This window comes from Mycobacterium sp., from assembly GCF_019247615.1.
Taxonomy (GTDB): domain Bacteria; phylum Actinomycetota; class Actinomycetes; order Mycobacteriales; family Mycobacteriaceae; genus Mycobacterium.
Window position 1 is genome coordinate 1 of record NZ_JAFBAT010000073.1, and the last position, 12,470, is coordinate 12,470.

14 protein-coding genes are annotated in these 12,470 nt (G+C 66.4%); 9 read left to right on the forward strand and 5 right to left on the reverse strand.

What is annotated here, in order from left to right; genetic code table 11:
- The 5 genes from JO059_RS04885 to JO059_RS04905 form a co-directional block, all read right to left on the reverse strand.
- Nucleotides 1-343 (reverse strand): DUF222 domain-containing protein (locus JO059_RS04885; protein WP_293314981.1); only part of this gene is annotated, 343 nt, incomplete at its 3' end.
- Nucleotides 344-429: 86 nt separating this feature from the next.
- Nucleotides 430-867 carry a carboxymuconolactone decarboxylase family protein gene (locus JO059_RS04890; RefSeq protein ID WP_293314982.1) on the reverse strand — a complete coding sequence of 146 codons (438 nt, stop codon included), beginning with the start codon at nucleotides 865-867 and terminating at the stop codon, nucleotides 430-432.
- On the reverse strand, nucleotides 868-1,725 hold the full coding sequence (locus JO059_RS04895; RefSeq protein WP_293314983.1) for an NAD(P)-dependent oxidoreductase: 858 nt from the start codon (nucleotides 1,723-1,725) through the stop codon (nucleotides 868-870). It abuts the gene before it with no gap.
- Nucleotides 1,722-2,471, reverse strand: coding sequence for an SDR family oxidoreductase (locus JO059_RS04900; protein ID WP_293314984.1), 750 nt, complete (start codon nucleotides 2,469-2,471; stop codon nucleotides 1,722-1,724). The genes JO059_RS04895 and JO059_RS04900 overlap by 4 nt, the downstream gene beginning before the upstream one ends.
- Nucleotides 2,472-2,490: 19 nt before the next feature.
- On the reverse strand, nucleotides 2,491-3,960 hold the full coding sequence (locus tag JO059_RS04905; RefSeq protein ID WP_293314985.1) for an aldehyde dehydrogenase: 1,470 nt from the start codon (nucleotides 3,958-3,960) through the stop codon (nucleotides 2,491-2,493).
- A 171-nt stretch (nucleotides 3,961-4,131) separates the two neighbouring features.
- Here JO059_RS04905 and JO059_RS04910 point away from each other — a divergent pair, with 171 nt between their 5' ends.
- The 9 genes from JO059_RS04910 to JO059_RS04950 all read left to right on the forward strand — a co-directional run.
- Nucleotides 4,132-4,746 (forward strand): TetR/AcrR family transcriptional regulator, encoded by a 615-nt coding sequence (locus JO059_RS04910; RefSeq protein ID WP_293314986.1) that lies wholly within the window; start codon nucleotides 4,132-4,134, stop codon nucleotides 4,744-4,746.
- Complete coding sequence (locus JO059_RS04915; RefSeq protein ID WP_293314987.1) at nucleotides 4,743-5,954, forward strand: cytochrome P450; 1,212 nt, start codon at nucleotides 4,743-4,745, stop codon at nucleotides 5,952-5,954. The genes JO059_RS04910 and JO059_RS04915 overlap by 4 nt, the downstream gene beginning before the upstream one ends.
- Nucleotides 5,955-6,773, forward strand: coding sequence for an SDR family oxidoreductase (locus tag JO059_RS04920; RefSeq protein ID WP_293314988.1), 819 nt, complete (start codon nucleotides 5,955-5,957; stop codon nucleotides 6,771-6,773).
- Nucleotides 6,770-8,137: a cytochrome P450 gene (locus tag JO059_RS04925; protein WP_293314989.1), complete on the forward strand. Its 1,368-nt coding sequence runs from the start codon at nucleotides 6,770-6,772 to the stop codon at nucleotides 8,135-8,137. The genes JO059_RS04920 and JO059_RS04925 overlap by 4 nt, the downstream gene beginning before the upstream one ends.
- 8 nt (nucleotides 8,138-8,145) lie before the next feature.
- Entirely contained in the window at nucleotides 8,146-8,370 is a 225-nt protein-coding gene (locus tag JO059_RS04930) for a ferredoxin (protein WP_293314990.1), read from the forward strand.
- Nucleotides 8,371-8,372: 2 nt separating this feature from the next.
- The gene (locus tag JO059_RS04935) at nucleotides 8,373-8,918 is read left to right on the forward strand and encodes a nuclear transport factor 2 family protein (protein ID WP_293314991.1); all 546 of its coding nucleotides are present in this window, start codon (nucleotides 8,373-8,375) and stop codon (nucleotides 8,916-8,918) included.
- A 154-nt stretch (nucleotides 8,919-9,072) separates the two neighbouring features.
- A complete protein-coding gene (locus tag JO059_RS04940; protein WP_293314992.1) occupies nucleotides 9,073-10,200 on the forward strand; it encodes an NDMA-dependent alcohol dehydrogenase in 1,128 nt (375 codons plus the stop codon).
- Nucleotides 10,201-10,219: 19 nt separating this feature from the next.
- Nucleotides 10,220-12,220 carry an FAD-dependent oxidoreductase gene (locus JO059_RS04945; RefSeq protein WP_293314993.1) on the forward strand — a complete coding sequence of 667 codons (2,001 nt, stop codon included), beginning with the start codon at nucleotides 10,220-10,222 and terminating at the stop codon, nucleotides 12,218-12,220.
- Between the two features lie 15 nt (nucleotides 12,221-12,235).
- Nucleotides 12,236-12,470, forward strand: a 235-nt coding sequence (locus JO059_RS04950) for a ketosteroid isomerase family protein (RefSeq protein ID WP_293314994.1), incomplete at its 3' end; no start/stop codon positions are given.

Consider the following 12,470-nt stretch of genomic DNA (forward strand, 5'->3'; position numbering starts at 1 on the left):
TCAGCTGCGGGGCCAGCGGCTCGCCGGTCAACGCCCGCCGTGCACCCAAATCGGCGGCCTCGTCGATGCGCCGGCCCGCCTCGGGCTTGGTGATCCGCAACCTATCGGCCAACGCCGAGCGCAGCGTGCCACCCAGCTCTTCTTCACTGCCCTGCGCCCCCAGCTGATTGATCAACGCGTGCTGCGGGGAGCCCAGCCGACGCGCCATGCACTCGAGACGCTCAAGCGCCCGCAACCGCTCCGGTGTGGTAAACACCTCAAACGACAAGGCGCACAAGCGGTCCAGGACGGCATCCAGCGCGTCGAAGACTTCGACGATCTGCTCACGACTGCCCGACCCCATACCGGAAACATACGGACACCCACCGACAAAAACGCCGACTTTGTGACCACTGAAACCGCAGTGACACAAGCGATTACAACATGCCCTTACTCTCTGGCCTCGCCCGAGTGCATCTTCACCGCGGCGTCGACATTAGCCTTCCGGTCCTCCCCGGCACCCTTCGCCGCGGCCTTCTTGCGCTTGGCCACGACGGAGTCGACCGCGCCGTTGAGCGCGGACCCCAGGGGGAAGCCGAGATAGTGGGTGAGGAAGACGGCCATCTCCTTCAGCTCGGCCTCGGTCAGCTCGCCGTTGAGCAGCGCGGCGTTGATCTGGATCTCGGCGAGGTCACGCTTTCCGACCGCGGTCACGGCGGTCAGCGTCATGATGCGCTTGTCGCGCATCGACAATCCCGGCCGGGTCCAGATGGTGCCGAACAAGTGATCGACGGTCAGGTCGAAGTAGGGGTCGCCCTCGATGTCGGGCATCTCCCATCCGTAGACCTCGTTCATCTTCTCGAGGCCTTTGCGGCGCAGCTCGTCCATTTATGTGTCTTTCTCCGTGTGCGGCACGCCGAGGCCCGCCGCCAGATTTGCAAAGGCCAGCTGCGCCATCGGCAGATCGACCGACACCGAATCACCCAGCGCCAGCGCCAGGCTCAGGTCCTTCTCGCCGAGCCCACGGGTGTGCAGGAATGGCTGGTACAGGAAGTTCTCCGGCTCCAGGTCGTTCATGCTCTCGCGCACCATGATCGCACCCGGTCCGCCAGTGAGAGCGTCGGTGTGGCGCACCACCCGCCCGAGCGCCTGCAGATCCAGCCCGGCGGCCTCGGCCAGCTTCATGGCCTCGCATGCCGCGGCGTACGAGGTGAACGTCAACATGTTGCGCGCCAGCTTCATTCGGGTCCCGGCGCCCGGCTCTCCGGCATGGATCACCATCGCGGCCCAGTGTTTGAACGCCGGCTTGATCCGTTCGTACACTTCACGATCGGCCCCCACCATGGTGGCCAGCTCGCCCTTCGCGGCTGCGGCCGCGCCACCGCTGACCGGCGCGTCGACGACGTGAATGTCGCGCGGCCTCAGCTCGCGGGCCAACTCGACGGCGGTGGTGTCGCTGATCGTCGAGTGGATCGCGATGACCGTTCCGGGCTTGGCGTGCACCGCGAGCTCACCGACGACCTCACGCACCTGCGCGTCGTCCAGGACGGTGATATGAACGATGTCGGCCGCGGCGACGTCGGCGACGCTGTCGGCCAGGCCGGCGCCCTTCTCGGCCAGCGGCGTCATCGCCTCGCTCCGGATGTCGTAGACCGTCACCCCGCCCGGCCATTCCGTCATCTTCGTGGCCATCGGCGCGCCCATGTTGCCGAGACCGATGTAGCCAAGCTTCAAGTCTTGACTCATGAGCGGAAGATCTGCCCGCCGTCGACGTTGAAGATCTGCCCGGTGATCCAGGACGCCTCGTCGGAGAGCAAGAACAGGCACATCCCGACCAAGTCCTCGGGAGTTCCCATGCGCGACAAGGGAAGACCCTTGACGATGTCGTCCACGATTTCCTTCGGAGTGGTCGTCCGGTTGGCCTCCGTGTCGATGGGCCCGGGCGCGATGGCGTTGATCCGAATGTTCTGGCCGCCGAGTTCGCGCGAGAGCTGCTGCGTCAGCCCGTTGATGCCCACCTTCGCCAGGCCGTAGTAGTTCGCGTACAGCCATGCGGCGGTGGACGACTGGTTGACGATCGCGCCGCCGCCGCGCTTGGCCATCTTCTTGTAGACGGCACGGGTGCACCACAGCGCGCCGTCGAGGTTCACGCTCATGAACGTCTTGTAGTACTCGGGGTCGACGGTCAGCAGGAAATCCAGCTTCATGCCCCCGAAGATCGCGGCGTTGTTGACCAGATAATCGATGCCGCCGAACTCGGCCAGGGTACGGTCGGCCATCGCCTTCGCCGACGCGGGGTCGGACACATCGACCGCAACGGCCAGCGCGGTGCCACCGTTGGCGACGATCTGCTTTGCCACACCTTCGGCCGAATCGACCTTGATATCGGCCACCACGACGGCGGCGCCCTCACGGGCCAGCGCCTCGGCGTACGCCTGGCCGATGCCGCCACCGGACCCGGTGACAATTGCTACCTTGTTCTCGAATCGCATAATCCACCTCTCAGCGCCGTCAATTCCCGGCAGTGGCAATGAGTTTGGTTTCCAGGTACTCCTCGAAACCGGCCAGTCCCATCTCGCGGCCGTTCCCGGACTGCTTGTAGCCGCCGAACGGCGCGTCGGCCGAATACCAGACGCCGCCATTCACATTGATCGTGCCCGCCCGGACCCGCGCGGCAACGTCGGCCGCCCTATTCGGGTCAGCGCCGAACACCGTGCCCGAAAGGCCGTACGGCGAGTCGTTGGCGATGCGAACGGCGTCGTCGTCGCCGTCGTGCGGAATCACCGTCAGTACCGGACCGAAAATCTCCTCGCGCGCGCAGCGTGCGTCGTTGCCCAGCCCCGCGATGACGGTGGGCTCGATGAAGAAGCCGACGTCGCGGTCGGCCGGCCGCCCGCCGCCGCACGCGAACGTCCCGCCCTCAGCCGTCGCAGAGTCGAGGTAGCCCTGTACCCGATCCCGCTGCCGCGCCGAGATCAACGGCCCGCAAACGGTTCCCGGGTCGTCGGGGTCGCCGGGCTTGATGCCCGCCATGGTCGCGGCCGCGATGGAGACGGCCTCGTCGTAGCGCGCCCGGGGTACCACCAGCCGCGTCGTGATCGCGCAGCCCTGCCCGGCGTGCATGCACACCGAGAACGCCGCCACTCCTACCGCGCCACCCAGGTCGGCGTCATCGAGCACGATGAACGCCGACTTGCCGCCCAGCTCGAGGAAGACCTTCTTGATGGTCGCGGCACCGTCGGCCATCACGGCGCGTCCGGTGGCCGTCGATCCGGTGAACGAAACCATGTCCACCCGTGGGTCTTTGGCCAGCAACGCGCCCACGCCGTGATCACTGGAGGTCACGATGTTGATGACACCCGGTGGAAAGTCGGTGTTTTCGGCGATGAGTTCCCCCAGGACGGCCGCGCACCAGGGTGTGTCGGGGGCGGGCTTCAAGACGACGGTGTTCCCCGCGGCCAGCGCCGGCCCGATCTTGGCCAGGTTGATCTGGTGGGGGAAGTTCCACGGGGTGATGGCGCCGACGACGCCGACGGCCTCCCGGGCGATGGTGCGCCGGGTCCGGATGCCCATGGGCGCCGCCTCGCCGAGATCCTGGTTGTAGACGTAGGATTCGGCGGTATCCGCCGCGAACGCCAGGTCGTTGACCGGGATCTCGAGTTGTGCGATCGCGGTGAGCATCCGCGGCGCGCCCACTTCCGATATCGTCAGCTCCCGCAATTCCTCGAGGTGTTGCTGCATGGCTGCGCGCAGCTGCCGCACGCACCGCACCCGCAACTCGGTGTTGCGGGACCAGTCCGTGTCGTCGAAGGCCCGCCGTGCCGCATCGATCGCGCGGCTCATGTCGTCCGCGTCGGCGTCGGCGGCAACTCCCAGCACTTCCTCGGTTGCCGGGTTGATCGTCGGGAAGGTGCCGGCGTTTCCGGGCGACATCTTCCCGTCGATGAACAGTGCACTCACGCCGTCGGGCACCAACGCCATCGCTCGCTCCAATCGGGTGGACACTTGTCCGATATGGTCCTTTCGAACCATAGCGGCCGAGGCGTTCCAAGTGCAAGCAGGAGGGTTCTTCCGAAATCACTAACGGCCAATTAGCAGGCAATTTGATGACCCGGCTTGCCTCGGGGCCCACAGATCGGATAGCTTGGACATGTGTCCAGCGATTCCGTGGTCGCGATCACCTCCGACACTGGCCCGGCCCGGGACGTGCCGCGCAACCGCCGCCAGGAGGAGACCTTTCGCAAGGTGCTCGCCGCCGGCTTCGAGACTCTGCGCGAGAAGTCCTACGCCGACTTGACGGTGCGCGCGGTGGCGGCGCGGGCCAAAGTCTCCCCGGCCACCGCCTACACCTACTTCTCATCGAAGAATCATCTGATCGCCGAGGTCTACCTCGATCTCGTGCGGCAGGTGCCGTACTTCACCGACGTGAACGAGCCGATGAGGACTCGGGTGGACAAGTCATTGCGTCAGCTGGCTCTGGTGGTGGCCGACGAACCCGAGGTCGCCGCGGCGTGCACGACGGCGCTGCTGTCGGGGGGCGCCGATCCGGCGGTGCGGTCGGCGCGCGACCACATCGGCGGCGAGATCCATCGGCGCATCACCTCGGCGATCGGGCCGGACGCCGATCCGCTCACGGTCTCCGCGCTCGAGATGACGTTCTTCGGCGCGCTGGTCAACGCCGCCAGCGGCGCCTACACGTACCACGAAATCGCCGACCGTCTCGGTTATGTCGTCGGCCTCATCCTGCCGTCCGGAGAAAACACATGACCGTACAGACCGAGAAGCCGGTCCTGGATCCCTACGATTATGACTTCCACGAGGATCCGTACCCGTACTACAAGCGGCTGCGCGACGAGGCCCCGCTGTACCGCAACGACGAACTGAAGTTCTGGGCGTTGTCGCGGCACCAGGACGTATGGCAAGGCTTCCGCAACAGCACGTCGCTGTCCAACCGCGACGGCGTGTCACTGGACCCCGTGTCGCGCGGGCCGCACGCATCAAAGACGATGTCGTTTTTGGCGATGGACGATCCCACCCATCTGCGCCTGCGCACGCTGGTGTCGAAAGGCTTCACCCCGCGCCGGATTCGGGAGCTTGAGCCGCGGATCACGGAGCTCGCCACCCAGCACCTCGACGTCATGCTGGAGAAGGCGAGCTCGGGAACCGTCGACTACGTGGCGGAATTCGCCGGCAAGCTCCCGATGGACGTGATCTCCGAGCTGATGGGCGTGCCGCCGGCCGACCGAGACCGTATCCGCGCCATGGCCGACGGCGTGATGCACCGCGAGGACGGCGTCAACGACGTTCCCGCGTCGGCGATCGAGGCGTCGATCAACCTCATCGTCTATTACCAGGAGATGATCGCCGAACGCCGCACGAAGCCGACCGAGGACCTGACGTCGGCGCTGCTGGCCGCCGAGATCGACGGCGACCGGCTGACCGACGAGGAGATTCTCGGCTTCATGTTCCTGATGGTGATTGCCGGAAACGAGACGACCACCAAACTCCTTGCCAATGCGGCTTTTTGGGGCCACCGGAATCCCGATCAGCTGGCCCCGCTTTACGCCGATCTCTCTCGGGTGCCGCTGTGGGTCGAGGAGACGCTGCGTTACGACACGTCCAGCCAGATCCTCGCACGCACGGTGTCCAAAGAGCTTACGCTCTACGACACCACGATCCCCGAGGGTGACGTCCTGCTGCTGCTGCCGGGGTCGGCGCATCGCGACGAGCGGGTGTTCGACGACCCCGATGACTACCGGATCGGGCGCGACATCGGGCCCAAGCTCTTGAGTTTCGGCAGCGGCGCGCACTTTTGCCTGGGCGCGCACCTCGCGCGGATGGAGGCACGGGTGGCGCTCACCGAACTGTTCAAGCGAATCCGCGGATACGAGGTCGACGAGGCCAACTCCGTCCGCGTCCACTCCAGCAACGTCCGCGGGTTCGCGCACCTACCCATCAGTGTGGAGGTGTCGTAAATGCCGCGCTTCGAACCGCATCCGGCGCGCAGGCCCGCGATCGTTGCCGGGGCCTCGTCGGGCATCGGGGCGGCCACCGCGGTAGAGCTTGCGGCGCACGGCTTTCCGGTGGCGCTGGGTGCGCGGCGCGTAGAGAAGTGCCAGGAGATCGTGGACAAGATCCTCGCCGACGGGGGTGAGGCGATCGCGCTGCCGCTCGACGTCACCGATCCCCAGTCCGTCAAGGCGTTCGTCCACCAGACCGCCGAGCGGCTCGGTGACATCGAGGTGATGGTCGCCGGTGCCGGCGACACCTACTTCGGGCGCCTGCACGAAATCGACACCGAGACTTTCGAATCGCAGGTCCAGATTCATCTGATCGGCGCCAACCGGCTGACCACCGCCGTCGTGCCGGGCATGGTCGAGCGTCAGCGCGGCGACCTCATTTTCGTCGGCTCCGACGTCGCGCTGCGTCAGCGTCCCCACATGGGCGCCTACGGGGCCGCCAAAGCCGGGTTGGTGGCGATGGTCACAAACCTGCAGATGGAACTCGAGGGCACCGGCGTACGAGCGTCGATCGTGCATCCCGGCCCCACCAAGACGGCGATGGGCTGGAGCCTGCCGGCCGAGTCGATCGGACCCGCGCTCGAGGACTGGGCCAAGTGGGGACAGGCACGCCACGACTACTTCCTGCGGGCGTCCGACCTCGCCCGCGCGATCACGTTCGTCGCCGAGACGCCGCGGGGCGGCTTCGTCGCCAACATGGAGCTGCAGCCCGAGGCGCCCTCGATAAAGGAACGCCAGCAACTCAAATTGGATGAGGGAGCACTGGATTCATGACTTCGCAGAACGAAGCGACCACCGCAGTCGTGCCGCGGGTTTCCGGCGGTGAGGAAGAGCACGGGCACCTCGAAGAGTTTCGGACAGACCCCATCGGGCTGATGCGGCGCACCCGCGAGGAATGCGGGGACGTCGGCTGGTTCCAGCTGGCCGAGAAGCACGTCACGTTGTTGTCCGGAGCCAAGGCCAATGAGTTCTTCTTCCGTTCCGCCGACGAGGATCTCGACCAGGCCGAGGCATATCCGTTCATGACGCCGATCTTCGGCAAGGGCGTGGTGTTCGACGCCAGCCCCGAGCGGCGCAAGGAGATGCTGCACAACTCGGCACTGCGCGGCGAGCACATGAAGGGCCACGCCACCACCATCGAGCGCGAAGTGCACCGGATGATCGAGAACTGGGGCGACGAGGGCGAAATCGACCTGCTCGACTTCTTCGCCGAGTTGACCATCTACACATCGACGGCGTGCCTGATCGGCACGAAGTTCCGTGACCAGCTCGACTCCCGGTTCGCGCACTTCTATCACGAACTCGAGCGCGGTACCGATCCGCTGTGCTACGTCGACCCGTATCTCCCCATCGAGAGCTTCCGCAAGCGCGACGAGGCGCGAAAAGGGTTGGTGGCGCTGGTGCAGGAGATCATGCATCAGCGGATCGCCAACCCGCCGGCCGACAAGCGCGACCGCGACATGCTCGACGTGCTGGTGTCGATCAAGGACGACCAGGGCAACGCGCGGTTCTCGGCCGACGAGGTCACCGGCATGTTCATCTCGCTGATGTTCGCCGGGCACCACACCAGTTCGGGCACCTCGGCGTGGACGTTGATCGAGCTGTTGCGCCACCCGACCGTCTATGCCGAGGTCATCGAGGAGCTGGACGAGCTCTACGCGGACGGTCAGTCCGTGAGTTTCCATGCGCTGCGCCAGATTCCGCGGCTGGAGAATGTGCTGAAGGAGACGCTGCGGCTGCACCCGCCGCTGATCATCCTCATGCGGGTGGCCAAGGGCGAGTTCGAGGTCGAGGGCTATCCGATTCACGAAGGCGATTTCGTGGCGGCCTCGCCGGCGATCTCCAACCGGATTCCCGAGGACTTCCCGGACCCCGACGAGTTCGTGCCCGAGCGCTACGAGGAGCCGCGTCAAGAAGACCTGCTCAACCGCTGGACGTGGATTCCGTTCGGCGCCGGCCGGCACCGCTGCGTGGGCGCGGCGTTCGCCACCATGCAGATCAAGGCGATCTTCTCGGTGTTGTTGCGACAGTATGCGTTTGAGTTGGCGCAACCGCCGGAAAGCTACCGTAACGACCACTCGAAGATGGTGGTGCAGCTGGCCCGGCCCGCCAAGGTGCGCTACCGCCGTCGGAAATAGGGGTTGATATGGGGTATCGAGTCGCGGCCGACCTGGATCTGTGCCAGGGTCACGCGATGTGCGAGCTGGAAGCGCCCGATTATTTCCGGGTGCCCAAGCGCGGCAAGGTCGAAATCCTCGACGCCGAGCCGCCCGACGACGCCCGCAGCGAAATCCAGCGGGCCGTGATCGCCTGCCCGACGCAGGCCTTGTCGATCAAAGAAACAGGGTCGATCAAAGAAACAGGAGAGTAATCATGGCCTCATTCCCGCGTGCAGAACTCGACGACTGGGTGCAGTCCTGGTTGCAGGCCAACGATGATTGCGAGAAGGCGGGCGACTGGAAGCCGCTCGCCGCCTTCTACGCTCCCGACGCCACCTACGGCTGGAACATCGGGCCCAAGGAGGACGTGATGTGCATCGGGCTCGACGAGATCCGCGACATCGCGCTCGGCCTGGAGATGGAAGGCCTGGAGAACTGGCAGTACCCGTACCAGAAGGTCATCGTCGACGACCGCCAGGGCGAGATCGTCGGTTTCTGGAAGCAGGTGGTCGTCGACGGCGACGGCGGCCGGCAGGAGATCTACGGTATCGGCGGCAGCTGGTTTCGCCTCAACGACGACAAACTCATCGAGTGGCAGCGGGACTTCTTCGACTTCGGTCACGTTCAGGCGCTGTACCTGGACCTGATGAAGGCCGGCAAGCTGTCCAAGGGCATGCAGAAGCGGATCGAGCGCAGCCTCGCCGGTGAGAAGCTGCCCGGCTACTACCCGCTCGGGAAAGCGCCCGTGCCGATCTGGTGAGTCGGACCCAACCGGCACCCAACCAAGCATTTGTTTTGTTCGACGCGCTATGCTGGCGCGACAGGGGCGCCTGTGGCGCCCGTCACCAACGCCGCCCGGCATGATGGCCTGGCAGCTCTGATCGATTCAAAGGCGAAATGGGGTCAGGTCCAACGTGAAGACAAAAGGCGCACTGATCTGGGAGTTCAACCAGCCGTGGTCCATCGAGGAGATCGAGATCGGCGACCCGGTGAAGGACGAGGTCAAGATCCAGATGGAAGCCGCGGGCATGTGCCACTCCGACCATCACCTGGTCACCGGCGGCATCCCGATGGCGGGCTTTCCGGTGCTCGGCGGGCACGAGGGTGCGGGCATCGTGACCGAGGTCGGGCCAGGCGTCGACGACATCGCACCCGGCGACCATGTCGTGCTGTCGTTCATCCCCTCCTGCGGGAGTTGTCCGACGTGTCAGTCGGGCATGCGCAACCTCTGTGACCTGGGCGCCGGCCTGCTCGGCGGTGCCGCAGTGTCCGACGGCACGTTCCGCATCCAGGCCCGTGGCCAGAACGTGTACCCCATGACGCTGCTGGGCACTTTCTCGCCGTACATGGTGGTGCACCGCAGCTCGGTGGTGAAGATCGATCCGTCGGTTCCATTCGAGGTCGCGTGCCTGGTGGGCTGCGGCGTCACCACGGGCTACGGCTCCGCCGTCCGCACCGCCGACATCCGGCCGGGCCAGGACGTCGCGATCGTGGGCGTCGGCGGGGTCGGCATGGCGGCCCTGCAGGGTGCCGTCAGCGCGGGCGCCCGCTACATCTTCGCGATCGACCCGGTGGAGTGGAAGCGCGACCAGGCGCTGAAGTTCGGGGCCACCCACGTCTACCCGGACATCAACGCCGCCCTGATGGGCATCGCCGAGGTCACCTACGGCCTGATGGCCCATAAAGTCATCGTCACCGTCGGCGAGTTGCAGGGCGCCGACATCGACAGCTACCTGAACATCACCGCCAAGGGTGGCACCTGCGTAGCGACCGCCATCGGCAGCCTGCTCGACACCAACGTGATGCTGAACCTCGCGATGCTGACACTGATGCAGAAAAACCTGCAGGGCACCATCTTCGGCGGCGGCAACCCGCAATACGACATCCCGCAGCTGCTGTCGATGTACAAAGCCGGCAAGCTGAACCTCGACGACATGGTCACCACGCAGTACCGCCTCGAGCAGATCAACGACGGCTATCAGGACATGCTGAACGGCAAGAACATTCGCGGCGTCATCCGCTACACGGACGCCGATCGGTAGACCGGCCCCAGGTTCGCCGGTGTCCCCCGGCTTCCCGCATCTGTTGGCGCCGGGGCGGATCGGCGCCATGACGGTGCGCAACCGGGTGGTCATGTCTCCGATGGAGACGATGTACGGCACCCGCGACGGGCTGCCCTCGCAACGCACCCGCGACTATTTCGCCGCCCGCGCACTGGGCGGGGTCGGCCTGATCACGTTGGGCGCCACGGGAGTCGACCACCACCACCCCGAGACGCCCGGCGGTCTGCACCTGGCGACCGACGACGCGGTCGACGCGCACCGGGCGCTGGTTGACGTGGTGCACGAGCACGGGGCCAAGATCCAGCCGCAGATCGTCCACGCCGGACCCGACGGGCTGGGGCCGGAGATCTTCGGTGTCACGTCGTTGGGGCCGTCGGTGATTCCCTCCTACCTCACCGGGCGCCCGTCGGCCGAGATCAGCAAGCAGCAACTGTGCGAAGTGCTCGATTTGTTCAAGGCCGCGGCGCGCCGGGCCGCCGCGGCGGGCTACGACGGCATCGAGCTGCACGCCGCACACGGCTACATGTTGTTGGGCTCTTTCCTTGCGCCACAACGCAATCGACGCACCGACGACTATCGTGGCGACTCGACGCGCGGCCGGCTGCGGGTGGTGCTGGAGGCGCTGGCCGCGATCCGCGCCGAGGTCGGCGACGACCTGCCCATCACGCTGCGCATCTCCGGTTACGAACGCGTCGCGGGCGGCCGGCCGATCTACGACACCGCGCGAATGGCCCCCGAACTCGTCGCCGCCGGCGTGAGCGCGTTTCACGTCAGCGGGGGCGTGATCGATCGGCTCGTCACCGGCATGGTCAACGGTGCCGACGACGGCGATGCTGTCAACGTCGGCGCCGCGGCCACGGTCAAGCAGGTGGTGGACGTGCCGGTGATCGCCGTCGGACGGATCCACGACCCCGTTCGCGCGGAGGCCATACTGGCCGAAGGGCGCGCCGATTTCATCGCGATGGGACGCCCGCTGTTGGCCGACCCGGACCTTCCGCGCAAGCTGCTGACCGGCCAGGCGCACCGGGTTCGCAAATGCATCTCCTGCGAAAACTGCATCGACGCCATGGAACAACGTCTCTCCGTCGACTGCGCCGTCAATCCGCGCACCGGCAAAGAACGCGAGCTGGCCGCGCCTCGCGCACGTCGCGCGAAGCGCGTGCTGGTGATCGGCGGCGGTCCGGCCGGGCTGGAAGCCGCTCGCGTCGCCGCGGAACGCGGACACCGCGTCACGCTCTTCGAGCGCGGCCGCCGACTGGGCGGCGCTTTGCACTGGGCGTCGGTGCTGCACCCGGAAAACCAGCCGTTTCTGCGGTACCTTTGCGACGAGATCAAGGTCAGCACCGCGAATGTCATTCTGGGCCATGGTGTTTCAGCCGACGACGCGGTCCGGGCGGCACCGGACGCCGTGGTGGTGGCCACCGGTGGCCGTGTCGCGGTGCCGGCTATCCCCGGTGCCGACCTACCGCACGTATACACCGGACCCGGGCTGCGCCAATTACTCGGCGGCCGACGTCAGCGACTGGTGCACCCGGCCGCGTTTCGGCTCGCAACCCGGGCATGGCTGCCGGTCGGCCGGCGCGTCACCATCATCGGCGGAGACCTCGTCGCCCTTGAATTGGCCGAATTTCTCGCGGACCGTGGCAGGCTGGTGTCGATACTCGAGGCTGGCAAGGACATTGCCCCGGAGGTGGGCAACAAACGCAAGACGGAGCACATGGATCGCCTGGACCGCCTCGGCGTCAGCGTGCACATCCGCGCACCCGTCGAGCGGATCACCAAGCGGACCGTGGTGTTTACCCCCGCCGGGGGCGCGGCCCGTGAGCTGGCCGCCGACAGTGTCGTCATCGCCGGGCACCTCACACCCGACACCGCGTTGTTCGACGATCTGGTCGCCGCGATGCCCGGCGCCGAGGTGCACGCCGCCGGCGACTGTAGCGGCCTGGGACTCATCCGTAAAGCCACCGAGGAGGGCGCACGCGCCGCGTGCGCGATCTGAAGACAGGAGAAGGAAATGACCGACACCGCAGCATCTCAGGCATCCCCCGCACTTTCGGCGTCGCAATCGTCGTGGCGGTGCGTGCAGGCGCACGACCGGGACGGCTGGCTGGCGCTGATGGCCGACGACGTCGTCGTCGAGGACCCGATCGGCAAGTCCGTCACCAACCCCGACGGCACCGGTGTGCGGGGCAAAGAGGGCGTCGCCACCTTCTACGACAACAACATCGCGGCCAACCAACTGACCATCA